The organism is Pontibacter pudoricolor, assembly GCF_010092985.1.
Taxonomy (GTDB): domain Bacteria; phylum Bacteroidota; class Bacteroidia; order Cytophagales; family Hymenobacteraceae; genus Pontibacter; species Pontibacter pudoricolor.
The window spans coordinates 3547794-3572992 of the sequence record NZ_CP048106.1; the positions used below are offsets into that span (position 1 = coordinate 3547794).

The 25199-nt window shown below is 44.3% G+C and carries 22 protein-coding genes; 19 read left to right on the forward strand and 3 right to left on the reverse strand.

The genetic code is table 11. The features are described 5' to 3' along the window. Window positions 1-124 precede the first annotated feature (124 nt). The 10 genes from lipB (at window position 125) to porN (ending at window position 10201) form a co-directional block, all read left to right on the forward strand. Window positions 125-859, forward strand: coding sequence for a lipoyl(octanoyl) transferase LipB (lipB, locus tag GSQ66_RS15370; protein ID WP_162428276.1), 735 nt, complete (start codon window positions 125-127; stop codon window positions 857-859). Beyond that, entirely contained in the window at window positions 843-1247 is a 405-nt protein-coding gene (locus tag GSQ66_RS15375; protein ID WP_162428277.1) for a hypothetical protein, read from the forward strand. Before lipB ends, GSQ66_RS15375 begins: the two co-directional genes overlap by 17 nt. Window positions 1248-1342: 95 nt before the next feature. Continuing rightward, window positions 1343-2392 carry an MraY family glycosyltransferase gene (locus tag GSQ66_RS15380; RefSeq protein ID WP_202923365.1) on the forward strand — a complete coding sequence of 350 codons (1050 nt, stop codon included), beginning with the start codon at window positions 1343-1345 and terminating at the stop codon, window positions 2390-2392. Continuing rightward, window positions 2367-3548: a DUF4271 domain-containing protein gene (locus GSQ66_RS15385; protein ID WP_162428278.1), complete on the forward strand. Its 1182-nt coding sequence runs from the start codon at window positions 2367-2369 to the stop codon at window positions 3546-3548. The genes GSQ66_RS15380 and GSQ66_RS15385 overlap by 26 nt, the downstream gene beginning before the upstream one ends. Window positions 3549-3607: 59 nt before the next feature. Further along, the gene (locus GSQ66_RS15390; protein WP_162428279.1) at window positions 3608-4402 is read left to right on the forward strand and encodes a uroporphyrinogen-III synthase; all 795 of its coding nucleotides are present in this window, start codon (window positions 3608-3610) and stop codon (window positions 4400-4402) included. A gap of 170 nt (window positions 4403-4572) precedes the next feature. Next, window positions 4573-5544, forward strand: a complete 972-nt coding sequence (locus GSQ66_RS15395; protein ID WP_162428280.1) for a PorP/SprF family type IX secretion system membrane protein — start codon at window positions 4573-4575, stop codon at window positions 5542-5544. A gap of 234 nt (window positions 5545-5778) precedes the next feature. Beyond that, window positions 5779-6798: a T9SS ring complex lipoprotein PorK/GldK gene (gene porK / locus GSQ66_RS15400; RefSeq protein ID WP_162428281.1), complete on the forward strand. Its 1020-nt coding sequence runs from the start codon at window positions 5779-5781 to the stop codon at window positions 6796-6798. Between the two features lie 65 nt (window positions 6799-6863). Then, window positions 6864-7667 carry a type IX secretion system motor protein PorL/GldL gene (gene porL / locus GSQ66_RS15405; protein ID WP_162428282.1) on the forward strand — a complete coding sequence of 268 codons (804 nt, stop codon included), beginning with the start codon at window positions 6864-6866 and terminating at the stop codon, window positions 7665-7667. Window positions 7668-7722: 55 nt separating this feature from the next. Then, window positions 7723-9324: a type IX secretion system motor protein PorM/GldM gene (gene porM, locus GSQ66_RS15410; RefSeq protein WP_162428283.1), complete on the forward strand. Its 1602-nt coding sequence runs from the start codon at window positions 7723-7725 to the stop codon at window positions 9322-9324. 22 nt (window positions 9325-9346) lie between these two features. Continuing rightward, window positions 9347-10201 (forward strand): type IX secretion system ring subunit PorN/GldN, encoded by an 855-nt coding sequence (gene porN / locus GSQ66_RS15415; RefSeq protein WP_162428284.1) that lies wholly within the window; start codon window positions 9347-9349, stop codon window positions 10199-10201. Window positions 10202-10273: 72 nt separating this feature from the next. Here the strand turns inward: porN and uvrC are convergent, their stop codons facing one another. The 3 genes from uvrC to porW are packed head-to-tail and all read right to left on the reverse strand — an operon-like array spanning window position 10274 to window position 17273. Next, window positions 10274-12088, reverse strand: a complete 1815-nt coding sequence (gene uvrC, locus GSQ66_RS15420; RefSeq protein ID WP_162428285.1) for an excinuclease ABC subunit UvrC — start codon at window positions 12086-12088, stop codon at window positions 10274-10276. Window positions 12089-12099: 11 nt separating this feature from the next. After that, window positions 12100-14418, reverse strand: coding sequence for a penicillin-binding protein 1A (locus GSQ66_RS15425; RefSeq protein ID WP_162428286.1), 2319 nt, complete (start codon window positions 14416-14418; stop codon window positions 12100-12102). A 5-nt stretch (window positions 14419-14423) separates the two neighbouring features. Then, window positions 14424-17273, reverse strand: coding sequence for a type IX secretion system periplasmic lipoprotein PorW/SprE (porW, locus tag GSQ66_RS15430; RefSeq protein ID WP_162428287.1), 2850 nt, complete (start codon window positions 17271-17273; stop codon window positions 14424-14426). 315 nt (window positions 17274-17588) lie between these two features. Here porW and GSQ66_RS15435 point away from each other — a divergent pair, with 315 nt between their 5' ends. The 9 genes from GSQ66_RS15435 to pafA all read left to right on the forward strand — a co-directional run bounded on the left by GSQ66_RS15435 (window position 17589) and on the right by pafA (window position 25193). Next, window positions 17589-17816 carry an AtpZ/AtpI family protein gene (locus GSQ66_RS15435; protein ID WP_162428288.1) on the forward strand — a complete coding sequence of 76 codons (228 nt, stop codon included), beginning with the start codon at window positions 17589-17591 and terminating at the stop codon, window positions 17814-17816. A gap of 6 nt (window positions 17817-17822) precedes the next feature. Next, a complete protein-coding gene (locus tag GSQ66_RS15440) occupies window positions 17823-18212 on the forward strand; it encodes a hypothetical protein (RefSeq protein ID WP_162428289.1) in 390 nt (129 codons plus the stop codon). 38 nt (window positions 18213-18250) lie between these two features. After that, on the forward strand, window positions 18251-19282 hold the full coding sequence (gene atpB, locus GSQ66_RS15445; protein ID WP_162428290.1) for a F0F1 ATP synthase subunit A: 1032 nt from the start codon (window positions 18251-18253) through the stop codon (window positions 19280-19282). 36 nt (window positions 19283-19318) lie between these two features. Beyond that, window positions 19319-19576: an ATP synthase F0 subunit C gene (atpE, locus tag GSQ66_RS15450; RefSeq protein WP_162346967.1), complete on the forward strand. Its 258-nt coding sequence runs from the start codon at window positions 19319-19321 to the stop codon at window positions 19574-19576. A 134-nt stretch (window positions 19577-19710) separates the two neighbouring features. After that, window positions 19711-20205, forward strand: coding sequence for a F0F1 ATP synthase subunit B (locus tag GSQ66_RS15455; protein WP_162428291.1), 495 nt, complete (start codon window positions 19711-19713; stop codon window positions 20203-20205). Between the two features lie 52 nt (window positions 20206-20257). Then, on the forward strand, window positions 20258-20815 hold the full coding sequence (gene atpH / locus GSQ66_RS15460) for an ATP synthase F1 subunit delta (RefSeq protein ID WP_162428292.1): 558 nt from the start codon (window positions 20258-20260) through the stop codon (window positions 20813-20815). A 2-nt stretch (window positions 20816-20817) separates the two neighbouring features. Then, window positions 20818-22398, forward strand: a complete 1581-nt coding sequence (gene atpA / locus GSQ66_RS15465; RefSeq protein WP_162428293.1) for a F0F1 ATP synthase subunit alpha — start codon at window positions 20818-20820, stop codon at window positions 22396-22398. A 75-nt stretch (window positions 22399-22473) separates the two neighbouring features. Beyond that, window positions 22474-23364, forward strand: coding sequence for an ATP synthase F1 subunit gamma (atpG, locus tag GSQ66_RS15470; protein ID WP_162428294.1), 891 nt, complete (start codon window positions 22474-22476; stop codon window positions 23362-23364). A gap of 170 nt (window positions 23365-23534) precedes the next feature. Next, window positions 23535-25193, forward strand: coding sequence for an alkaline phosphatase PafA (gene pafA / locus GSQ66_RS15475; RefSeq protein ID WP_238395717.1), 1659 nt, complete (start codon window positions 23535-23537; stop codon window positions 25191-25193). The last annotated feature ends 6 nt before the right edge of the window (window positions 25194-25199 follow it).

Sequence of the window (25199 nt, forward strand, 5' to 3'; positions counted from 1 at the left end):
TTATGGTAGCCAAACTATAAACTTCGTGCTAAAGTTGCGTTTAAGATAGCTGAATACGAATTTGGTGTAACCTGTTACCAACTATAGATTTGCCGGAAAAGTGGCCTCAAAAGAATAAACTGCCGTGTCAGAAAATAAAGAGATACTATTTGAAAACCTTGGCCTGATAGATTACCAGGAAGCATGGGACTACCAGGCGAGGCTTTTTAATGAAATACTGGAGCTCAAAAGCCAGAACCGCACAGCACCGGAAGACGAGCAGAAACCAACACCAAACTACCTGTTATTCTGTTCGCATCCGCATGTGTATACCCTGGGCAAAAGCGGCCACGAAGAAAACCTGCTGATAGACGAAGAAGGCTTAAAAGCGAAAGGCGCTACATTTTACAAGATAAACCGCGGCGGCGATATCACTTACCATGGTCCGGGCCAGATCGTAGGATACCCCATTCTTGATTTGGACAACTTCTTTACTGATATTCATAAGTACCTGCGGTTTTTAGAAGAGGCAGTAATCCTTACGCTGGAGGAGTATGGCATTACGGCCGGGCGCATTCCGGGCCTGACTGGCGTTTGGCTTGACCACGAAGCGCAGGTAAATCCGCGTAAAATATGCGCGATGGGTGTAAAGTGCAGCCGTTGGGTAACGATGCACGGTTTTGCCTTCAACATAAATACAGACCTGAATTATTTTAGTAATATTGTGCCTTGTGGCATCAGCGATAAGAAAGTGACATCGCTGGCTCAGGAGCTTGGGCGCGAGTTGCCTTTGGCAGAAGTAGAAGAAAAGCTACTGATGCATATTGCTCACCTGTTTGATGCTACTATTATTACAGCTACGCATGAAAAAAGACATTGATTTCGGAACGGTAGAAGGGATTTCGGTGGCGGTGGCAACCACGCCAAACGAGTCCGGGGTAGATGCCTGGAATGTATACCTGCTCAACAATAATCCTTTCCCGATAGAGAATGTGCTGGTGTCCTCAAAAGGTTATGGCATCCTGGACGGCGAAGAAGTAAAGACCTCGATGCTGCGCCACATGTTTGAACTCGTAGAGGCCAAAAGCTTTGTACAGATAGAGCCAATTGATCCGGCTATCTTTCATATAAACAACGAGTATTGGGTAAGCTATTACATTGAACGTCAGATATATGATAAGAAATTTGTTTTCGTTCCTGAATCAATTACGCAGGATAACCTGATCGAGATAAGTATGCTGAACATGCAGGGGGTATTGCATTCCTGATTTAACTATATTTATACCTTAGTTTACTAGTAATAGTGCCGAATCGGTGAATTAATGCTGCTGTAGCTCATATCCTTACCTGTACACCCTCTTATATGGAGCAAAAAATTATACATCTGGTACTGTCTTTTACCTGGGCTTTCCTGATAGCTATATTTGCTGTTCCTTCTATTATCAGGGTTGCACACCTTAAAAACATACTCGACCAGCCTAACTTCAGAACTATACACGCAGAGCTAACTCCCCGGCTGGGTGGCCTGGCTATGTTTGCCGGCTTCATGTCTGCACTCACCATTTTTGCTGACCTTGATAATGGTGTGCAGCAATTACTGGCTGGTTGTGTCATTCTTTTCTTTATAGGCTTAAAAGACGACCTGATCGCAATCTCTGCCATGAAGAAGTTTGCCGTGCAGTTATTGGCCACAGGTATCGTTATGTTTATTGCTGATATCCGGATAACAAGTTTCCAGGGAATATTTGGCGTTGGCGAACTACAGATCGGCGTGAGCTATATGTTCACTTTCCTGGTAATAATAGGCATAACAAACTCCATAAACCTGATAGATGGCCTGGATGGCCTGGCAGGTACCTTAGTGCTTATCGCTACAGTTACTTTTGGGGTTTACTTTTACCTTTTCGGAGGTTTGGATTACGGAAACTATGCAGCTGTTGCTTTTTGCCTGGTAGGGGGTGTAGTTGGTTTCCTAAGGTATAATTTTCATAAGGCCACTATTTTTATGGGCGATACCGGCTCACTACTCTGCGGGTTTATTATTTCGGTGCTTGCTATCCAGTTCATTGAAATGCGGCATGTACCTGCCTCTCCTTCGGTAGCTCTGGGAATATTGTTTATTCCGGTTTTTGATACCCTTCGTGTTTTTTCCATCAGGATATTCAGTGGCAAGTCTCCTTTTATACCAGACAAGAACCATGTGCATCACCGTTTGCTGGCCCTTGGCTTTAACCAGATCGGTACCGTGCTGCTATTGGCCTTAATAAACCTGTTGGTGATTTTGTTTGTTGTTAGTTTCGAGGATTGGGGGAATCTTTACCTTCTGCTGAGCTTGCTGATCTTTTCATTGGTGTTTAGTATTTTTCTCGGGGTATATAAATCCAGAAATGCACAGCGTGTTTCAAAAGCATAAATTTCTTTCCCGGCTATTGTGGGTTCTGCTGCTTTGTTGTGGCGTTGTACATCCTTCTGGTGCGCAGGTGTTGCCTGTAGAGCAGGAAAATTCAATTACTACAAACTGGCTGGTATACAAAAGCGGCACGAACGAACTGATACCATACGTAGAAGGCGCAACTACAGAAAGCCATGCCCTGCATCAGTGGCTTCAGATTATTCCTGATAATACATTTCCAGTTTCTTTTGTAGGTCCAAAGGGTTTATGCCTGTTCCTTAATAATCAATTGATATTTGTTGCTAATGCTACGGAGGTATATAAGCTAAACCTGGCGCCCTATGCACGTAACGTTAAACCGAAACAAGGGAAATACCTGTTAACAGTGTGGCATCCGGACCAGCAACCCGTTGTAAACTCTTTTAAAAATGTAGAAGTGCTGCGGCAGGGAGAAGTTAAGCAGGCGGGAGATTCAACTTTTGCTGTACGGGTGCGGGAGTACGTTAACCTGAATGCTTTTGTCATTTTTACGCTATTGCTGGGCTTGCTTTATGGAGCACTTAAGAGCAACTATCCCGCTGACTTTAGCAGCCTGTATAATATCAATTCCTTTATGCGGGTAAGCTCGTTGCAGGAAGGTTTCCTGTCAAAACCTATAAGTTCATGGTCCAGTATCTTATTTGTGCTGGTGTTCTCGCTTTCACTTGCATTGTTAATTGCTGCTATACATACAGAGGTGATGCATATCCGCCTGCTGAACCAGTTTATTCCGGCTTCAGCTTCAGGTATTAGTTCCAAGGTTATTCTCTATACCCTTCTCATATTTTTATTTATCCTGCTAAAATACCTTTTCCTGAAAACAATGAGCTTTATTTTCGGGTTAGAGGAGGTAGTGCAGTTACAATACCGGGAGTTTTTAAGAACTATACTTTTTCTTGGTATATTTCTGCCAGTTGTGGTTTTGTTTTACCTGGCTTTTAACGCAAGTATGCCACAGATAATACTGATAATATCGAACCTGGCTGTTGCATTCATGTTGATAATCACAATAGTGCGTGTATTTGCGACTGTAAATACCAAGGTTTCAGTACTAAATTTGCATTTATTTTCATACCTTTGCGCCACAGAAGTTATACCGTTGGCTATCATGCTGAAACTAATCGTGTTTAACTTCTAAAAACACAATTAAGTATAGTTGCCGAAGAAACTGAAGGTGTTAAATTAAGAGCCGCATATATGGTTGAGAGCAAAGCAAAAGGAAGTGCCAATCCTGAAAGACACAAAGTACCCATCAAGAGCATACTGGTAACGCAGCCGCAGCCTACAACTGATAATTCACCTTATGTAACTATAGCCGAGAAATACGGCATTAAAGTAGATTTCAGGGCGTTTATTGAAGTTGAGCCTGTGCCTTACAAGGAGTTCAGGAAGGATAAGGTTGATATTCTGTCTCATACAGCTGTTATATTTACCAGTCGTAATGCTGTTGATCATTTTTTCAGAATCTGCCAGGAGAATAAAATAGAAATGCCGGCTGATATGAAGTACTTCTGTATTTCTGATCAAACGGCTTATTACCTGCAAAAGTATATTGTACTGCGTAAGCGCAAGTTATTTGTAGGGGAGAAAACTGCGAAAGATCTTTTTGAGGTTATTAAGAAGCATAAGAACGAAAAATTCCTGTTCCCTTGCTCTAATATCCGGAAAGATGATATTCCGGCCTTTATGGAAGCAAACAAGATCAAGTTTACAGAAGCCATTATTTACAAAACGGTGCCGGCTGACCTGTCGGACCTGGATGATGTAACGTATGACTGCCTGGCTTTCTTTAGCCCTTCAGGAATAACATCGCTGTTTATGAACTTCCCGGATTTTAAGCAGAACAATACGCGTATTGCAGCATTCGGGCCAACTACAGCTAAAGCTGTACGTGATGCAGGGCTGGAGCTTGATATTGAAGCACCAATGCCTAATGCTCCGTCTATGACGGGTGCTATTGAAGTTTACATCCAAAATCAGAAACAAAAGTAAAAAAGGCGTTACTGCTGCAACTTTTATCTCTGAAATACATACTATCTAAAACGCAAAGATGAGAAAGTGTTAAACTATCTTGTTTTTGCGTTTTACCGTTTAAGTAGTATATTTAAATCTCTATACTTCCTGATATTTCCAATACTGTTCTTGCTTTGCTGCAGTAGCCTATGAGAAAGCTATTACCCGTACTAGTGTTGATTCTGTTATGTGCCCGGGACCTGGCTGCACAGCAGCAGCCGCAGTTCACACACTACAGCTTTAACGGCATGCAGCTAAGTCCTGCTTATGCGGGTATAACTAACCGGCCGGAAATACTTTCGATATACAGGTACCAGTGGTTAGGCTACGATGCCACATTTGATGATGGCGGATCACCTCAGACACTTTTGCTTACAGCACATACACCTGTTAGGCTGCTGCATGGCGGTGTAGGTATAAATCTGATGCGGGATAAAATTGCAAACACGACCTATACAACGGCGGCACTTTCGTATGCCTTTCATATAGCCGTGGGCGAAGGAAAGCTGGGGCTGGGTATACAGGGAAATATGAACAATATCAAGAAAGGCACTTACAGGCCTAACGATGATAACGATCCGAGTGTGCCTAACAACAGTTCAGATACAAAATATGACCTTGGAGCCGGGATATGGTACGAATCAAGCACTTTTTATGCAGGCGGAGGTGTAACCAATCTGCTAAAAGCACAGTATGAGTTTGCGAACACAGAGGATGGGATAGATGATGAAAAGAAAGGCAGCCTGCTAAGTGAAAATCATATTTACGCTACTGCCGGGTATCATCTGCCAGTTTCAAGTATATTTATACTTACACCGATGGCGCTCCTCAAGCACGACACCGAAACTTTTTCGTTTGACGCAGGCGCAAAAATTACCTACGACGAAAAATATTGGGCCGGAGTGAACTACAGACATAAAGAAGCTGTTGGAGCGCTAATTGGGTTGGGTTTATTTACAGATAATTCATTAAGAGTAGGATACGCATTTGACTTAACAATATTCAATAAAGTTGCCAAGGCGCCAACATCACACGAAGTGATGATTTCTTACAGGCTTCCCGAGCCTACAGTGCGTTTAAAACCGCCGGTAAGAACACCAAGGTATAACTTCACTAAATAAAAAGCGAATACATAAAAAAGCTGATATTGGTGTAAAGTGCAATTCTTGAAAAAATACAGAAAAAAATAGTGGTTAATCTGTAAAATATTCCCCTAATTGTACCGTTAAAAAATAATAAATGCGTGTAGCAAGTAATTGTTTGTTTATTTGATGCAAAACCATATATATTTGCTACACCAGTAAAAATGTGCTAAGAATACATTGCTAAGAATTTTACCTTTTTTAAGAGTCATCATGAACAAACTATTTAAGCTGTCTTCCTTCGCTTTGGCGGTGTTGCTGCTTGCAGGTTGCGGATTGAGAAACAGACCGCAGGGAGACCTGGTTGGGTCAGACGACCGTCCTGATTACAATGCACAGCAAATACCTTACGGTATGGTGGCATGTCCGGGCGGAACTTTCCATATGGGGCAGGCAGATCAGGATATTGCTGCAACAATGGCTAACCTGAATAAACAAGTGACGATTGGTGCCTTCTATATGGACGAAACTGAGATCACGAATAATGAATATCGCCAGTTTATGGACGTTATCATGCAGGACTCGCTTGAAGTACTGGGTGAGGACTGGGTAATGGCGGAACTATATCCGGATACAACAGTGTGGGTGAAAGATTTTTCTTACCACATGGGCGATCCGTTAATGGAGTATTACTATTCACATCCTGCATTTGATGATTATCCGGTAGTAGGCGTTGATTATTTTGCTGCTAAGTATTTCTCAAAGTGGCGCTCTAACTTTAAAAACCAGGCAAATGCTGATAATGGCATGGCTCCTATGCCAAGCTTCAGACTTCCTTCTGAAGCAGAATGGGAATATGCCTCACGCGGTGGACGCGATATGACGGTTTATCCTTGGGGTGGTCCGTACCTGCGTAACGCTAAAGGGTGCTTGCTTGCAAACTTTAAGCCAGGCCGTGGTGACTATTATAGCGATGGTTTCTCTTACACAGCTCCTGTAGCACAATACTTCCCGAACGATTATGGTCTGTATGATATGGCAGGCAACGTGGCCGAGTGGTGCGAAGATGCTTATGCCGATGCTTACGTTCCGATCACGTGGGATCTGAACCCGGTATATTATGATGATAATGAGCCTCGCAAAGTAGTTAGAGGTGGTTCATGGAAAGATATTGCCTATTTTCTGGAAACAGGAACGCGTAATTTCGAATTCCAGGATTCAGCTCGTTCTTATATTGGCTTCCGTAACGCGATGGTATACTTAGGCAGATCATCAGGAAGAGAATTCAGATAGAAACATCCCAAACAACCAAATACAAAACCCAAACACTATCGTTCACAAATTAATTAGAAAACAAAATGAGTAACGCTAAACAACGCAGCTTTGTATACGACGTCCTGATGCCAAAAGTATATGGTATTGGTGCCGCAGTCGTTATCGTTGGAGCACTTTTCAAAATCATGCACTGGCCTCTTGCAGACGTGATGCTGATTGCAGGTCTTAGTACTGAGGCTATTATTTTCTTCCTGAGTGCTTTCCAGCCGCAACCGCATGATCCGGATTGGGCAAAAGTGTATCCTCAGCTTGCTGATGACTATACAGGTGATGCACTTGTACCTGCAACTGCAGGTGTATCAGGCGGAAACGGTCTGACCCGCAAACTGGATGATATGCTGCTTGATGCAAACATTACTCCGGAAACTATAAACTCTTTAGGTCTAGGCCTGAACAGACTGAGCGAAACTGCTGCTCAGATGGCAGACGTTAGCCAGGCAGCTTCAGCTACATCAGACTATACGCTAAGAATCAGAGAAGCATCCGGCTCATTAGATAAAATGAATGTTGCTTATGCTACAACAGCTGAAGCCCTGGCCCAGATGGCAGGCTCAACTGTAGATGCAAAAGAATACCACCAGCAGATACAAGGCATGACCAGAAACCTTGGTGCACTGAACGCAGTGTACGAAATGGAACTACAAGACGCTAACAACCACCTGAAGGCGATGAACAAGTTCTATGGTAACCTGAGCATGGCTATGGAAAATTTAACTGATGCCAGCAAAGATACAGAGCAATTCAAGCAGGAAGTTTCGAAGCTTACGCAGAATCTACACTCACTTAACAATGTGTATGGTAACATGCTGACAGCTATGAGAGGTTAATCCTGGCTAATTGTAATTGTTCTAAATCATAAGAAAACAGTTAATATAGTATAACATGGCTGGAGGAAAAGAGACACCACGGCAGAAGATGATCGGTATGATGTACCTGGTACTTACCGCACTTCTCGCCCTACAAGTGAACTCTGCTATCCTGTTGAAATTTCAGTTCCTGGACGAAAGTTTACTGGAAGTGAATAGTAAGACAGTGAATGACAATGCAGGAGTTCTAACTAATATAAAGTCTGCCGTTAACGAAGGTGGTAACAGATCATCAGATGCCCGTGTATTAAATAATGCACAGGAGATACGTAAGCAAACATCAGATATGGTAAACTATATCCGTGGCTTGCGTGAGACGCTGGTAAAAGCAACTGGTGGTATGAACGAGGAAATAGCAAATCAGTATGCCAACCCAAGCGCAGAAGATAAAGTTGCTATGACTATGATCGGAGCTGCTAACAAAAAGAATGGATCAGCTTATGAGTTAAAGGATAAGCTTAACGCGTATGCTAAATTCTTAAAGCAGTATAACCCGAATATGCCGGCACAACTGGCAAACGACGGTAAAGAAGATCCTGTTGCTAAAAACGATAAGTCGCAGCGCAACAAAGACTTTGCTGAACTAAACTTCGAAAACACTCCGCTTGTAGCAGCATTAGCTGTTCTTTCTCAGAAAGAAAACGAAGTGCTGAAGTATGAAGCAGATGCATTACAGAAATTAGCTACGCAGGTTGGTGCGGATATCATCAAGTTTGAGAAGATATTTGCAATGGCCCGCGCTGAGTCTAAGACAGTTGCTGCTGGTACAAAGTACAAAGCAGATATGTTTATTGCAGCTTCTTCTGATGCGATTACACCAACTATGACTTTCCAGGGTAAGCCTGTAAAGGTTGTAGATGGAAAAGGTATAGTTGAGTTTACAGCTGCTGCTTCTAACTATGATGCAGAAGGTAACTCTAAGCAATCTTGGAAAGGGCAGATCAAGATCAACCAGAATGGTCGTGATACTGTGTTTACAGTGGAAGAAGACTATGTGGTAGCTAAGCCTGTAATTCAAATACAATCAGCAGCAGTACAGGCACTTTACTTCCAGTGTGCAAATGAACTAAATGTGCAGGTTCCTGCTTTAGGAGCTACGTATGATCCAAGCTTTAGTGCATCTGGTGGTTCAGCTATAAAAGGCGCTAAAAAAGGTTTAGTAACCGTAATACCAACTGCTGCAGAAGTTAGACTTTCAGTAAGCAGCGGCGGTAATGCCATTGGTTCCGAAACATTTAAGGTTCGTCCAATACCTAAACCAGAAGTAGTAGCGTTAGTAAACGGCAGACCAGTAGATATGAAGCGCGGTGTTCCGGCATCATCTTTCAGACAGGTAACGCTGGATGCTATAGCTGACGACGGCTTTAAACAATTATTACCTAATGAAGCGCGTTATAGAGTAACAAAATGGAGAGCATTCCTTGTTAGAAATAACCGCCCGATAGACCAGGCAGAGTTTAACAGCCCAACTGCAAACCTTACAAACTTTGCGTCTAAAGCGACAAAAGGAGATATGGTTTACATTGAAGTGGTAGATGTTAAGCGATTAAACTATAAAGGTCAGGCAGTTGATGCCAAGACCGGAAGAGATTTAAGCTGGAATATCCCATTAAACTAAAATACTTAAGCTTAAAAGGAATATGAAATTAGTAAAAGCATTTGGTGTAGCAGCAGGAATACTCCTGTCAGTAGGTGCTATGGCACAACAGGTTTCAACAACTGCTACAAGCAGTGCATCTGCAAGACCAATTCCTGAGCATGATATTCTCTTCAAGAAAACAGTTTGGCGTAAAATAGACCTGCGTGAAAAGCAGAATCAGCCAATGTTCTCGCAGAACAGACAGATTACGAAGATCATAATTGATGCTGTAAAAAGTGGAGAGTTAACGCCATACAAGACTGACTCAGTAAATACACCAATTACAAGAGAAGAATTTGTAGGTAACATGACTCCTCAGGCTGCCGGAAGTGAACTGAGCGAAGAAGAGATTGCAGCAGGTTTAGGTAAGCAGGAAGAAGAAGATCCGTGGGCAAACGTTGCCGGTGTTGAAAAAGCAGAAACTGCTGGCCCAATTAGCAACGAGTTTTTCCCTAAAGATCTTTACTTGCTGGAAATCAAAGAAGATGTAGTGTTTGATAAGAAGCGCTCCAGAATGTATCATGATATCCAGACTGTTTCGTTAATTGTTCCTTCAACTTTAAGCTCACGTGGTTTTGAAGAGCCGATAGCAACATTTAAAATGAGCGATCTGGTACGCGTGTTCCGTAACAACCCTGAAACGGCCATATGGTACAACGCACAAAATACGGCACAGCATAAAAACTTAGCCGATGCATTTGACCTGTGGTTATTCAGTTCTTATATCACCAAGATCTCTAATGCTGGCGACAGATCGTTAGCAGACCAGTTTGGTGGTGGACAGAAAGGTTTATTAGCCGCTCAGGATGCTGCAGAAGCACTTATAGAGTACGAATACAGCCTTTGGAGCTACTAAGCTTTAAAGCAGAAAATAAAAAAAGGAGACTCAGAAACGGGTCTCCTTTTTTATTTATAGTTCAATCGCAAACTATAGTTGTTCAGGCTTATGGAGGTAATTATAAAGAATAGTTGCTTTTGCTTTACCTATTTCTGTAGTTAGCTCTGCAAGGGTAAGTTCGCGCAGTTTTTTTACAGACCTGTATTTGTTTAAGAGTTGATCAGAAATAACAGGACCTATCCCTTTTATATCCGTCAGTTCGGTTTTTAAAGTGCCCGCATCACGTTTACTGCGATGGAAAGTAATAGCGAAACGGTGCGCTTCATCGCGGATGCGCTGGATCAGGCGGAGCGATTCAGATTTTTTATCAATGTACAGCGGCAGGTTATCACCCGGGTAGAAAATTTCTTCCAGGCGTTTAGCAATGCCAACTATAGCCACTTTACCCCAGATGTCCAGATCTTTCAGTGCCTTAACAGCAAAGCTAAGCTGCCCTTTACCACCATCTATAATGATAAGTTGCGGTAAAGGTTGGGTCTCATCTAATAACCTCCTGTAGCGCCGCGTAACAATCTCGTACATCGATTCAAAGTCGTTGGGGCCAACTACCGTTTTAATGTTGAAATGCCTGTAGTCCTTCTTACTTGGCCTGCCATTCTTAAAACAGACCATAGAGGCCACCGGGTTATCGCCCTGGAAGTTGGAGTTATCGAAACACTCAATATGGCGGGGAAGCTCGGTAAGGCGTAAATCCTTTTTCATCGTTTCCAGCACTCTTATTTCGCGCTGATCACTCATTTCACGGTTCTTTTCCTGCCGCCCTTCGCGCTCTTTGCGCAGGTACATGGCATTCTTCAGGGAAAGATTGAGCAACTTTCGCTTGTCTCCTATCTGTGGGTAAGTAACAGTAATATTATCCAAGGGGAGAGAAACTTCTATGTTTGCAATAACCTCACGAGAGGTACTCTCAAACTCCTGGCGCAACTGAACTATAACAGAAGCTAAAATATCTTCATCAGCCTCATCCAGCTTCTTTTGAATCTCCAGCGATTGTGTCAGAATGATCGAGCCATTCATCACTTTCAGATAGTTCAGAAAGGCACATTGCTCGTTAGACGTAATCGTGAAGACATCGATATTAGTAAGCGTATTGCTGACAACCGTCGATTTTACCTGGAAATCTTCAAGCATATCGAGCTTCTGCTTGTACTGGTGTGCCAGTTCAAACTGAAATTCGGCCGCCGCAGCTGCCATGTGCTCTTTAAAGTAGTTCTTAGCTATAGTTAAGTTACCTGAAAGAATGCTCCTGATCTGCGAAATGTAATGGTTGTAGGTTGTCTCATCCACCAGCGCTTCGCAGGGGCCTTTACAATTACCGATGTGATACTCCAGGCAAACTTTAAACTTGCCGGCAGCAATGTTTTCAGGCGACAGGTTGTAAGTACAGGTGCGTAACGGATAAAGCGTGCGGATCAGGTCGAGCACAACGTGCATGGTGGTGCCGCTGGGATAAGGGCCAAAATAACGGGAACCGTCGTTTATCTTATTACGGGTACTGATGACACGCGGAAAGCGCTCATTAACTATACAGATATAAGGATAGGTCTTTCCGTCTTTTAACAGAATGTTGTATTTAGGCTGATACTGCTTGATGAGGTTATTCTCCAGCAGGAATGCATCGGCTTCGGTATCAACTATAGTAAACTCAATGTCTTTGATCTGGGAGACAAGCTTCAGCGTTTTTTTATTGTGCTGGGCTGAGCGGTTGAAATAAGAGCTTACGCGCTTTCTTATATCAACCGCTTTACCAACATAGATAATGCCTTTCTCGTCAAAGAACTTGTAGATGCCGGGCTTGTGCGGCAGGTGCGATATAGTTTCTTTCAGCTTCTCGTTAGCAGGCATTTTAGCTCAAATTAGATCTCAGCATCCAAATCAATTTCAGTTGGCATTAACAGGAACTCATCCTGCTGCGCCGAATCCATCGGCACACCACTGCTATTGTACTTCGCACAGTCTAATTCTACAGATAAAGGCGTTAAAGGTTTAGGGAAAGCGTCTTTAGAAACATCCAGTGTTTTATCAGCATAAACCCGCTGCATGAAATCCCCATAAATTGGCATGGCCGTTTTGTTACCCTGCCCCAGTGCTATAGTTCTGAAGTGGATAGAGCGATCTTCGCCACCAACCCAGGTGCCTGTTACAAGGTTCGGAGTAAGGCCCATAAACCAACCGTCCGACTGGTTCTGAGTGGTACCGGTTTTGGCGGCTATCTCGTTCTTCAGGCCATTGCGGTGACGTAAACCGTAGTAGGCAGTACCACCCGGCTCGGCAGCAGCTTTCAGCATATATACCATCATATAGGCTGTTTCTTCACTAAGGGCTTCCACAGTTTTAGGAGCAAATACTTTTAACACGTTGCCATGCTTGTCTTCTATCCTGGTAATATAGTTCGGCTCAACCCAGGTTCCACCATTTACAAATGTGCCGTAAGCGCCAACCATATCAAACAAGGTAACATCGCTGGTGCCAAGAGCTAACGAAGGAGTAGGATCCAATGGAGTAGAAATTCCCATGCGCTTGGCTGTTTTAACCAACGTTTCAGCTCCCAGTTTATTTACCAGGAAAGCAGAGATAGCGTTCACAGACTCAGCAAGGGCTTTGCGTAAGGTGAATTTCTCACCGGAGAATTTATTGTCAGCGTTGTTCGGACACCACATATTGCCATCTGGCAGCGGGATACATACCTGCGCATCTATCACCTCGTAGCACGGATAATAGCCGTTTTCGATAGCGGCTGTGTAAAGGAACGGCTTAAACGTAGAACCCGGCTGGCGTGCGCCCTGCTTCACGTGGTCGTATTTAAAGTGCTTATAGTTGATACCGCCTACCCATGCTTTAATGTGACCAGTTTGCGGTTCCATAGCCATAAAACCAGTCTGCAGGAAGTGTTTATAGTACTTCAGCGAGTCCATCGGGCTCATCATACGCTCTTCTTCACCATTCCACGTAAACACCTTCATCGGTATTTTCTTGTTCAGGTAATAGTTGATAGAGTCCTGATTGCCGTCAAACCGCTCATTTAGTTTACGGTAGCGGTCGCTGCGTTTAATAGCTTGTTCAGCAAAACCTTTAATTTCTTTGTTATTGCGGTCAACCCAGGGGTTGCGGCCTTTCCAGTGCTCAAAGAAAAGCTTTTGCTGTGCCGCCATGTGTTTTGCAACAGCCTGCTCGGCATACTCCTGCATGCGCGAGTCTATAGTTGTATAGATCTTTAAGCCATCAGCATACAGGTCATAGCCATTTTCGCGAGCCCATTGCAATAAAAACTTGGCAGCTTCGGTACGGAAATAAGGTGCCAGGCCGATGTTCTGATTCTCTACGCGGTAATCCAGCTTAATGTCTTTTTCTTTCAGCTGGTTATATTCTTCCTCCGGTAAGTAGCCATACTTTACCATTTGAGAGAGTACTACATTTCGGCGGCCTTTCGAATTTTCAGGGTTAAACTTAGGGCTGAAGGCAGTCGGCGCTTTCAGCAAGCCCACCAGCACAGCCGATTCCTGCACTTGCAGGTCTTCCGGCTTCTTGTTAAAAAAAGTTCTGGCAGCTACTTTAATACCAAACGCATTCGATCCGAAATCGACCGTGTTCAGGTACATCGTCATGATCTCGCGCTTGGTATAGTTACGCTCCAGCTTCACGGCCATTATCCATTCCTTTGTTTTCAGGATGAGCATGCCAAGCCCCGGCACGTCATTAAGCACGCCGTTGTTAAGCTCGTCGCTACGCGTATCGAACAGGTTTTTGGCTACCTGCTGTGTTAACGTACTACCACCACCCTTTCGGTTGCCTGTTAAGATGCCTGCTGCCACACGGGCCATGGCTTCGGCATCTATACCGGAGTGTTCTTCAAAACGGATATCCTCTGTTGCGACAAGGGCATTAATTAGGTTCTCAGGCAGTTCTTCGTAGTCTACCGGCGAGCGGTTCTCACGGAAATACTTACCCAGCAGTTTATTATCAGCTGAATATAGTTCTGATGCCAGTTCGCTTTTAGGGTTTTCGAGGGTGCGCAGGTTAGGCAACTCACCAAACAGGTTCAGGAAGTTAACGCTGACTGCATAAACGTAAATTATGAACGCCACAAAGCCGCCGGCAAACAGCAGCCAAAGGGTGGTTATTACTTTCGGGAAAACCGTTTTCTCTGGTGTAATGGTCTTTTGACGCGTAGTCATGTACTTTAATAATTGTTTTTGAAGAAAGTCTGATATGCTTCTACATCTTTCTTCTGCATAAATTTACTATAGTTGGCAGAAGATATGACAAAGGTAACGAATTCTATGCCTCTAATTGTACCAACCGGAGCCTGTGGCCCTTTTTGTTTTATATTATAAGACTTTGCTACTTTCAGGTCATTAATAGAGCGCCCAACAAGCATTGTTTTGCCAGTTGTAAACGGCTCTTCCGTTATAGTTATGTCCTCTACTTTAAAGAACCTGTTATTGTACTGCGCATACCTGGCAACTATATCTTTAAAAGAAGCATGGCCTGTCGGGTAGATCAGTACAAAATAGTACGCACTGTCAGGTTCCGAACTATAGGCCATCGGGTCAGGAGCCGGCATACTGGCGGCCACTGCTGCGGAATCCGGCAGGTCTGATGTATCGGGCATCGTGGTAGCTGGCTGGGCTATAGTTGTAGTATCTTTAACAGCTGTAGTATCGGCTATAGTTGGCTGCTTTTTAGTTGTTTGCGGTTTAGCTATAGTTGGCTGTGCTGATGCTGTAGATGCAATAATTGTGCTAACTTTTTCTTCGGGTGTTAACGAGGAGGTAGCTTCTTTCGGTTTTGGTGCTGTTGCAGCTGGCGCTTCTTTGCGCAACTGATTTTTCTGTTCCAGCAAACTATAGGTTTCCAGCAGTTTAGTCGCTTTAGCTTGCAGAGAGCTGGTCGGATATGTTTTCTGGAATCTTTCCAGTTGCTGCTTCAATTCCTGCGGCTCTTTAGTTCGTGCAGTAATCAGTATCTCCAGGTAAGCTGTTTTGTCCTGGATGTCGCTGTGCGGGTACTGGCTTACCAGTTGATTCACGATCTGCTGCGCCATTTTATAGTTGGCATCCTCATAGTAAGTGTAAGCAGAGTCGTACAGCGCGTGCGCTTTCAGGTTCTCAGCAGCATTTTTGCTCATAAAGTCAGCATCATCTACCAGCTGCGCGAAAGACGAATTTGGGAACTGCTGCTTTATTTTGTTATAGTATACCTGCTTCTGCGCTTCGTTACCAGCTTTGTTATAGATCAGATAAAGTGCATAGTAAGTTTCAGCGGCATGCTCGGTATTTGGGAAGCGCTTGAGCAGCTGCTCGTATGTTTCGGTAGCCTTTTCAGAATTTTTCAGGTTCTGGTTATAGATATTGCCAAGCGTAAACAAAGCCTCCTCTACCATTTTTTCTGATTTTTGAATGGCGGCTGTGGTTAGCGGAACATCCTGTAAATAGGTCTGGATCTGGGCTTCGGCTCTTGCTTCCGGGCTTATAGTTGAATCGGGAGCGGCTATAGTTTGATCTTGCGTTTGTTGTGCTACCTGCTGCTGACCACCACTCTCGCCACGGCTCCTGATGCGCCAGAAATCCTGTAACGGTCTGTCGCCCCAACGACGGATAAACTCCGAGCGTGCACTTGCCATCGCAGCCGGGTTATCGAAATACCAAACTCCCGCCGAGTTTGTGGTTGGGTTAAAAGCTACGGCATCGTTCGAGTTAATGTCGGATCGGCGCTGTTCTTTCTGGGTTTGGGCTTGCTGCTGCTGGCGTGCCAGTAACTGCTGACGTTCTTCTACCTCGCGTTGCACCAACTGCTGCAGGAAAGCCATCCTATCCGACTCGCTCATGCGCGCAATGCGTTGCAAACTGTCCTGGGTTTGTATCGTGTTATACTGTGTGGCAAAAGAAGTAAGCACATCGCGGCGTTCAGCCACAGCTTCGTATTCAGGTGCAGTTTTAGGATATGCCTGTACGGCGCTGTCGTAATAAGCCTGTGCCATGTTGTACTTGCCCAGGTGATCAAAATAGATCTTGCCGGCCAACAGGTAACTATAGGCTTTCTGGTTTGGCAACGAGCCCCGCTCTTTAATAGAACGCTGCAGGTAAGTAAGAGCTTTCTCGAAATTTTCTTTACGGAGCTCGAACTGCGCCATTTCGTACAGGATCTTGTCCTTGTACTCCACATTCTTCTCATCCTTCAGCATTTTCTCATAAAATTCGGCAATACGTTCCTGGTCCTGCTCATCGCTTAGCTCCGAAACCTGGCCTATGTATAACCTACTGAAAAAGCCCAGGTCATAAGGCGGGTTGCGTTTTAAAATTTTGCTGTATTGTTTGTAGGCTTCTTTGTCCTGGTCAGTGGCCTGGTATAGTTGCGCCAACGCAAACCTTACACGCGACTGAGCGTCTTTTTCATCAAAGTTAGGGATAGATAAGGCCAGGTTCTCAATTACGGCAGCGGTATCGCCCAGCATGCGATGGTATTGGGCACGAGCCAGGTATAGTTCGCGGGCATTATCCTTATTCAGGCGTTCACGCCGAAGCAACTCTGAAACCTGGTTTGCATTGTCTTCTTCCTCCATCTGCAGGTAAGTGCGCATCAGCCAGACCAGCGCCTCATGCCGGGCGTCTTTATCCTTACTTATTGTATTGGCATATTTAAACGTACGGGCTGCATCAGCAAAATCAAGCTGGTAATAGCGCGCTCTGCCTATCAATATGTAGCTATCATCAATCCATTTGCTGTTTTTGTGGTACTGGATCGGGAACGATGCTTTTTTAACTATATCTTCCAGGTCGGCAGCGGCAGCTTTGGCGGTGGTAGAGTCTATAGTTGGATAAAGGGGAATAACCTGATTATAGTCGTACTGCATTTGTGCCTGCAGCGCTTCTTCTACAGCTCGTAGTTTTTCCCGGGCCAGAAAATAGCCATTATACCTGGCTGTAGTATTGTGGTAGGTTTTGCTGAGCGGATTTGAACGTTCCACGGAGCACCCGACTGACAGCAGGGCAATGAACAGGATAAAAAGGTATAGTGTGTTTTGCTTCAAGTTATTTCGTGATGCGGAAATTTATGGCCAGGTAATAAAAATAACGTTGCGGCTGGTTTGTAAAGTATAACTGTGTTGCACAACAAAGCCGCATACGCACCTGCCTGTAACTGGTTTAGCCAACCCATCTCCTACAAAAATACACTAATATATAATATAAGGAACAGCTTTAGGTGCCAGCATATGAACTATATGGAAAAGCTTTTGGTTTCAGGCGGGGTTAATGAACTATAAATACAGGCAACTCAAGTGCTTATTTATCAGTTACAGCAGTTTACAACAAAAAAAGACGTAATTTTGCACAAAATTTAATCTATGGCAGCAACTCCCGAAGATGAAAAGAAGGATGGTGGTGTAAAACCATACCTTAAATACTCAGGATTGGCTTTTCAGATGATCGGGGTAATGGTGCTGGCCGCGTGGGGCGGTATGAAACTGGACGAACATTTTGCTACCAGGAATCCGTGGTTTACAATCAGTTTGCTGTTGATAGCTGTCATAACCTCTATCGTTTTGGTTATACTTTCCTTAAATAAAAAATAAGTACCTGTGAATTTTCTTAAAAAGCTTGCGTTGTATTCGCTGATTATTGGGTTGCTGATTGGAGGGCTGCAGTTTTATACTGGTAACCAGTTAGTGCATAACCATGTGTGGTGGCTTTTTGGCTTTATGGTTATAGTTACGGCACTTACCTTTTATGTTTCCCGGCTGGGCGTAAGCTACGACAGCGATAACTTTCAGCTCTATTATTTCGGCTCTATGGGCTTCCGGATGATCCTGAGCATTGCACTTATATTTATATATGTGTTTATGTTCTCAGAGAACGAGCTGCAGTTTGTGCTCAACTTCTTTGTGTTATATTTTCTATTTACCGGGTTTGAAATTTACAGCTTATTGGCTAACTTCGCACCGCAATTGAAAAAGCAAGACGAAGTATAAATTGTTTCTTTACAACCATTGCTTCTAACTATCTCTTAATGAAGAAGTTATTTATTTTACTGTTTTCCTTCTTAACGATAACGGCTCAGGCTGCATCTTCAGAGGGTGAAGAATTCAAGCCAGGTGAGATGATTACACATCACATCGCAGATGATTATACCTGGCATTTTGCAGACGGCGCAGTGCTTTATTTGCCTGTTATTCTGATAGATAACGGTCAGGTGAATGTGTTCTCGTCAAGTAACTTCTATAACGAAGCGCATGAGGTGGTGCCTTACAAAGGGTATGTAATGGAGCATGGCCATATTTACAGAGCAAATGCCGCCGGCGAGCCTTCAGAAGATAAAGCAGGTCTTTATGACTTTTCAATCACCAAGAACGTGGCTTCAATGTTTGTAAGTGTTGCCCTGTTGTTCTTCGTGTTCTTCTCTATTGCAGGTAGCTATAAGAAAAACGCAGGCAAAGCCCCAAGAGGTATGCAGTCGTTCTTCGAGCCGATCATCATCTTTATCCGTGATGAGATAGCGAAAGCGAACATCGGTCCGAAGTATGAGCGTTATATGCCATACCTGCTGACCATCTTCTTCTTTATCTGGTTTAACAACCTGCTGGGCTTAATGCCAGGTGGTGCAAACTTAACCGGTAACATCGCAGTAACGCTGGTTCTGGCAGCCATGACGCTCCTTATCACTGTGTTTAGCGGTAACAAGAGCTACTGGGGGCACATCTTTGCAACACCAGGTGTTCCGAAATGGCTTGCTCCTATCATGATCCCGGTTGAATTGATCGGTATCTTTACAAAGCCTTTTTCCCTGATGGTGCGACTTTTTGCTAACATCACAGCAGGTCACATTATCATTCTTTCCCTGTTCAGCCTGATCTTTATTTTCAAGAGCGTTGCAGTTGGTCCGTTGAGCGTGGCATTTGCTACCTTCATGAACTTCCTGGAGCTGTTCGTGGCGTTGTTACAGGCTTATATCTTTACCTTGCTTTCTGCCATGTACTTTGGCGGAGCCGTTGAAGAGCACGACCATGTGGATGACATGGGACATGGCGACGGCGGTCATTAATCTGAATTCTTTTTTTAACTATATATAACTACAATTATGTTATTAGCAATGTTGCTTCAAGTTGCGACCGATTATGGTTTAGCTATCATGGGTGCCGGTATCGGTGCTGGTCTGGTTGCCCTTGGCGCTGGTTTAGGTATCGGTAGAATCGGTGGCTCTGCTATGGAATCTATCGCGCGTCAGCCAGAAGCTGGTGGTAAAATCCAGACTGCTATGATTATTGCAGCTGCTCTTATCGAAGGTGTTGCACTTTTCGGTGTGGTAGTTTGTCTGCTAATCTCTTTCAAAGGCTAGTAATAGCTTTTGCAGATCTCACGTCCGGACGAATGGTCCGGACGATGAGGTCTAAAGTAGTAAAATAGTTAAAGAGCCATAGTTGCGAAGGCAGCAGGCAAACAAAAAAACTAAAAAGTCAACTTTCATAAACAATGGAATTAGTAACCCCCAATTTCGGTCTAATTTTCTGGCAGTTAGTAACGTTCCTGATCGTTCTTTTCCTGCTTACTAAATTCGCCTGGAAGCCAATCATGAACGCCCTGCGCGAGCGCGAGACTTCTATTGAGAATGCACTTAGCGCTGCAGAAAAAGCGAAGCTTGAAATGCAAGGCTTAAAAGCTGAGAACGAGAAACTGTTGGCTCAGGCGCGTTTAGAGCGTGACAAGATCCTGAAAGAAGCATCGGATGCCGGTAATGCGCTTTTAGAGAATGCAAGAAACAAAGCTAACGAAGAAGGTTCACGCATGATCAACCAGGCACGTGAAGCTATCGAGAATGAAAAGCGTGCTGCTATCACGGAAGTGAAGAATATGGCTGCTGCTCTTTCAGTAGATATCGCTGAGCGCATCCTGAGAAAAGAACTGAGCGACCCACAGGCGCAGCAAGCCCTGGCGCAGGATTACATTCGCGAAGTAACGCTTAACTAATAATAAAACGGATGGTGCTGAAAGGCACTGGCCATACTTTATAAAAAGCAATATGTCAGAATTAAGAGTTGCTTCCAGGTACGCGAAGTCGCTGATTGAGCTGGCTGCGGAAAAGGGCGTTTTAGAGCAGGTGCATGAAGACATGAAACTGTTTACAAGCGTTGTTACCCAGAACAGGGACTTTCAGCTGCTGCTCCACAACCCTATTGTGAAGTCAGATAAAAAACTGACGGTTATCAATGCTGTGTTTAAAGGCAAAGTGAACGAAATGACGCTTTCTTTCTTTAACATAGTTGCCCGTAAAAGCCGTGAGGCCATACTGGAATTTGTAGCCACAGAATTTGAAAAGCAGTACAACATAATGAAAGGGATACAGCGTGCCAGTGTTACATCTGCCGCACCACTTTCTCCTGCATTTCGCCAGCAGCTTGGCGAAAAACTGGCTAACGAAACCGGTAAAACTATACAGTTAGAAGAAATGATCGATCCGAGCCTTATTGGCGGCTTTGTGCTGAAAGTAGGCGACAAACAGATCGATAGCTCTGTGAAGTACAGCCTTCGCAAGCTTAGAAATAATTTTAAAGACAATTCCTATATTAATAAACTATAATCATGGCAGAAGTAAGACCTGACGAAGTATCAGCCATACTAAGAGAGCAGCTATCAAACTTCCGTTCTGAGGCAGAACTGGAAGAAGTAGGTACAGTACTGCAAGTGGGTGACGGTGTCGCTCGTATCTATGGCCTTTCCAAAGCACAGTCTGGGGAGCTTTTAGAGTTTGAGAACGGACTTCAGGCGCTTGTTCTGAACCTGGAAGAAGACAATGTTGGTGCCGTAATGCTTGGCGATTACAGCGAGATCAAAGAAGGCGCAACAGTAAGAAGAACAAACCGCATCGCTTCAGTTAAAGTGGGTGATGGTATTATTGGCCGTGTGGTTAACACACTTGGTCAGCCTATAGATGGTCGCGGGCCGATTGCTGGTGACTTATACGAGATGCCGCTGGAGCGTAAAGCACCGGGTGTTATCTTCCGTCAGCCGGTAAACGAGCCAATGCAGACTGGTATCAAAGCGATCGACTCTATGATTCCGATCGGCCGTGGTCAGCGTGAGCTTATCATCGGTGACCGCCAGACTGGTAAATCAGCAGTTGCGATTGACACGATCCTGAACCAGCGCGAATTCTTTGAAAAAGGAAAGCCGGTATTCTGTATCTATGTGGCAGTTGGTCAGAAAGCATCTACAGTAGCGCAGGTTGTAAAAGCCCTGACTGAAGGTGGTGCAATGGACTATACAGTGGTTGTAGCGGCTTCAGCTTCTGATCCCGCTCCAATGCAGTTCTTTGCTCCGTTTACAGGTGCTGCTATCGGTGAGTTCTTCCGTGATACTGGTCGTCCTGCACTGGTTGTTTATGATGACCTTTCTAAACAGGCAGTTGCTTACCGTGAAGTGTCTCTGCTTCTAAGAAGACCTCCGGGGCGTGAAGCTTATCCAGGTGACGTATTCTATCTGCACTCTCGTTTATTAGAGCGTGCTGCTAAGATCAACGCTTCTGATGAGATCGCAAGCAACATGAACGACTTACCAGAGTCAATCCGTCATATGGTGAAAGGTGGTGGTTCCTTAACTGCTCTTCCAATCATCGAGACACAGGCTGGTGACGTTTCTGCATATATCCCGACTAACGTAATTTCAATTACAGATGGTCAGATCTTCCTTGAGACGAACCTTTTCAACTCAGGTATCCGTCCGGCGATCAACGTAGGTATTTCGGTATCTCGTGTGGGTGGTAACGCTCAGATCAAGGCGATGAAGAAAGTATCTGGTACACTGAAGCTTGACCAGGCGCAGTTCCGTGAACTGGAAGCGTTTGCAAAATTCGGTTCTGACCTGGATGCTGCTACCAAGCTTACAATTGAGCGTGGTCGTCGTAACCTGGAAATTCTGAAGCAGCCACAGTTCTCTCCGGTATCGGTTGAAGAGCAGGTAGCCATTATCTACTGTGCTACTAACGGTTTGCTGGATGATGTTCCGGTGAATGAGGTTAGAACTTTTGAGAAAGATTTCCTGCGTACCATGCGTGCTCAGCACGAAGGAACACTGAATGCTTTGTTAGCCGGTAAACTGGATGACGAAACAACAGGTGTTATCCGTCAGGTAGCAAGAGAGCTTTCAGCTAAATACAAGAAGTAATTTTTAAGTTATGCGTTAAGGGTTAAGGAGTATAAAACTTCTTAGCCTTTAACTTTTGCTCATAACAAAAACTATATGGCAAGTTTAAAAGAGGTTAGAAGCCGCATTACATCGGTATCGTCGACACAGCAGATTACGAAAGCCATGAAAATGGTGGCAGCTGCGAAGCTAAGACGTGCGCAGGATAACATTTTGCGTATGCGCCCTTACGCGCAACGCTTAAGCGGTATTCTTGCTAACCTGTCTTCGCTTACCGAAGGATCAGTAGAAAATAAATACTCTGTAAAACGTGAAGTGAACAGAGTGCTTATCATTGCTGTGACTTCAGACCGTGGTCTGGCTGGTGCTTTTAACTCAAACATTATTAAGGCTGTTACCACATTGGCTGCTACTAAGTATAGCCGCCAGCTGGAAGCCGGTAATGTTACCTTCTTAACAATAGGTAAAAAAGGTTTTGAGGCATTGACCAAGCGTGGCTTTAACGTAATAAGCGAGTACAATACGATCTTTACAAAGCTTTCTTTTGATACTGTTCGTGCAGCTGCAGAGCGTGCTATGGATGGTTTCGTAGACGGAGAGTTTGACCAGGTTGAGCTTGTTTATAATGAGTTTAAGAACGTGGCTACGCAGATTGTTCGTACAGAGCAATTCCTTCCTATTGAAGAGCAGCCTGTAGACGATAGCAAAGCAGCAACGCTTGTAGCCGATTATACATTCGAGCCATCCAAAGAAGAGATCATACAGGAGCTGATACCTAAGTCACTGAAGATCCAGGTTTACAAAGCTGTGCTTGAGTCGAATGCATCTGAGCATGGTGCCCGAATGACAGCGATGGACAAGGCAACTGAAAATGCCGGCGAACTGCTGAAGGAGTTGAAACTTACTTACAACAGGACGCGCCAGGCGGCCATCACGACGGAGATTCTCGAGATCGTGGGTGGTGCCGAGGCCCTTGCTTCAAAATAACGAAGAAAGAAATACCGATAAAGCAGCGCCCATCTCTAAGGTGGGCGCTGTTATTTTGTACCAATACCAGTTGGCATTAAATAAATGTTAAGGTTTAAACTTTAACAATGTCAGCAGGCCAAAAACCAGAATGTGTGTTGTAACTTTAGCGCAATCACATAAAGGAATACATGAGAACTATAAGCGCCAAAGTTGTATTTGTATGTATGTTGCTGCTTTCAGCGTGTGCAACTAAAACAGGTACCATCAGTCAGAAAGAGAATGCCGTAACTATAGACCGCCCGAAACTGGTGGTGGGTATAGTTGTAGACCAGATGCGTTATGATTTTTTGTATCGCTACTGGTATAAGTATGGTAACGATGGTTTTAAAAAACTGGTAAAGCAGGGGTTCAATTTTAAGAACACGAACTATAGTTACGTACCCACTTATACGGCTCCTGGCCATGCCAGCATTTATACAGGTAGTGTGCCGGCAGTTAATGGCATAATTGCAAACAGCTGGTTTAACCGCGAAACAGGTAAGACCATGTACTGTGTGGAAGACAAAACGGTGAAGACAGTAGGCAGTACTTCCAAAGCCGGCGAAATGTCACCTAGAAACCTGCTTTCCACAACTATAACCGATCAGCTGAAACTGGCTACGAATAAAAGATCTAAAGTTATAGCGGTTGCCCTTAAAGATAGAGGAGCTGTTATTCCGGGAGGATTTATGGCCGATGGCGCGTACTGGTTTGATTCGAAGTCGGGCAATTTTATAACAAGTACATTTTACAAAGAAGAGCTGCCTGGTTGGGTAAATGAGTTTAACGGGCAAAAGCTGGCAGATAAATACCTGAGCCAGACCTGGAATACACTTTTACCGATAGCACAGTATACAAACAGCACTGCCGATGACATGCCTTACGAAGAAGGTTTGCCTGGTAAAGAGAAGCCTGTTTTCCCGTATGAGCTGGCCACGTTAAGAGCAAATGATTACGAACTGATCCGTACTACGCCTTTTGGGAATACGTTAACAAAAGATATTGCTTTAAAAGCATTACATGCAGAGCAACTGGGCAGAGGCGAGTCTACAGATTTTTTGTCAGTTAGTTTTTCTTCAACAGATTATATAGGGCATGATTTCGGACCAAATTCTATAGAAGTAGAAGATACGTACATCCGCCTGGACCGTGAGATTGCAGAGCTGTTAAAGGAACTGGAAAGCACAGTAGGAAAAGATAACCTGCTGGTGTTTTTAACGGCTGACCATGGTATAGCCAATGTGCCGGCTTATATGATCGGTGAAAGAGTAACGGCAGGAGCGATAGGTTACTATACAGTTGGAGATTCTGTGAAAACGTACCTGGCCCGTAACTATGGCGAAGGCAAATGGCTTGAAAAATACACAAACCAGCAGGTTTACCTGAACCATAAACTTATAAAAGAGAAAAAACTGAACCTGACAGAGGTGCAGCAAAACGTGGCTCAGTACTTAATGACCCTGGAAGGTGTAGCCCGAACGATAACCGCAGATGCGCTGCAGCGTACCAGTTGGAACAACGGGCAGATGCGACTGGTTGAAAATGGGTATAACGCCCGCAGATCGGGAGATGTGATCGTGCAACTGGAACCTAACTGGCAGAAACATGGTCCGAAAGGTACTGCACACGGCTCTTACTCTACCCACGATACGCATGTACCGCTTTTATGGTACGGCTGGAAAGTGAAACCGGGTGAAAGTGCTACACCAACAGAAGTTGCAGACATTTCGCCAACTATAGCTACCTGGCTAAATATACAGGAGCCGAGTGGCAGCGTAGGAAAAGCATTACAAGAATATATGAAATAACAGCGC

What these genes read in the sequence shown, in the direction of transcription:
- GSQ66_RS15375 (WP_162428277.1), top strand. Translation starts at nt 843, where the DNA reads ATGAAAAAAGACATTGATTTCGGAACGGTAGAAGGGATTTCGGTGGCG.
- GSQ66_RS15380 (WP_202923365.1), top strand. Translation starts at nt 1,343, where the DNA reads ATGGAGCAAAAAATTATACATCTGGTACTGTCTTTTACCTGGGCTTTC.
- GSQ66_RS15385 (WP_162428278.1), top strand. Translation starts at nt 2,367, where the DNA reads ATGCACAGCGTGTTTCAAAAGCATAAATTTCTTTCCCGGCTATTGTGG.
- GSQ66_RS15390 (WP_162428279.1), top strand. Translation starts at nt 3,608, where the DNA reads ATGGTTGAGAGCAAAGCAAAAGGAAGTGCCAATCCTGAAAGACACAAA.
- GSQ66_RS15395 (WP_162428280.1), top strand. Translation starts at nt 4,573, where the DNA reads ATGAGAAAGCTATTACCCGTACTAGTGTTGATTCTGTTATGTGCCCGG.
- porK (WP_162428281.1), top strand. Translation starts at nt 5,779, where the DNA reads ATGAACAAACTATTTAAGCTGTCTTCCTTCGCTTTGGCGGTGTTGCTG.
- porL (WP_162428282.1), top strand. Translation starts at nt 6,864, where the DNA reads ATGAGTAACGCTAAACAACGCAGCTTTGTATACGACGTCCTGATGCCA.
- porM (WP_162428283.1), top strand. Translation starts at nt 7,723, where the DNA reads ATGGCTGGAGGAAAAGAGACACCACGGCAGAAGATGATCGGTATGATG.
- porN (WP_162428284.1), top strand. Translation starts at nt 9,347, where the DNA reads ATGAAATTAGTAAAAGCATTTGGTGTAGCAGCAGGAATACTCCTGTCA.
- uvrC (WP_162428285.1), bottom strand. Translation starts at nt 12,088, where the DNA reads ATGCCTGCTAACGAGAAGCTGAAAGAAACTATATCGCACCTGCCGCAC.
- GSQ66_RS15425 (WP_162428286.1), bottom strand. Translation starts at nt 14,418, where the DNA reads ATGACTACGCGTCAAAAGACCATTACACCAGAGAAAACGGTTTTCCCG.
- GSQ66_RS15435 (WP_162428288.1), top strand. Translation starts at nt 17,589, where the DNA reads ATGGCAGCAACTCCCGAAGATGAAAAGAAGGATGGTGGTGTAAAACCA.
- atpB (WP_162428290.1), top strand. Translation starts at nt 18,251, where the DNA reads ATGAAGAAGTTATTTATTTTACTGTTTTCCTTCTTAACGATAACGGCT.
- atpE (WP_162346967.1), top strand. Translation starts at nt 19,319, where the DNA reads ATGTTATTAGCAATGTTGCTTCAAGTTGCGACCGATTATGGTTTAGCT.
- GSQ66_RS15455 (WP_162428291.1), top strand. Translation starts at nt 19,711, where the DNA reads ATGGAATTAGTAACCCCCAATTTCGGTCTAATTTTCTGGCAGTTAGTA.
- atpH (WP_162428292.1), top strand. Translation starts at nt 20,258, where the DNA reads ATGTCAGAATTAAGAGTTGCTTCCAGGTACGCGAAGTCGCTGATTGAG.
- atpA (WP_162428293.1), top strand. Translation starts at nt 20,818, where the DNA reads ATGGCAGAAGTAAGACCTGACGAAGTATCAGCCATACTAAGAGAGCAG.
- atpG (WP_162428294.1), top strand. Translation starts at nt 22,474, where the DNA reads ATGGCAAGTTTAAAAGAGGTTAGAAGCCGCATTACATCGGTATCGTCG.
- pafA (WP_238395717.1), top strand. Translation starts at nt 23,535, where the DNA reads ATGAGAACTATAAGCGCCAAAGTTGTATTTGTATGTATGTTGCTGCTT.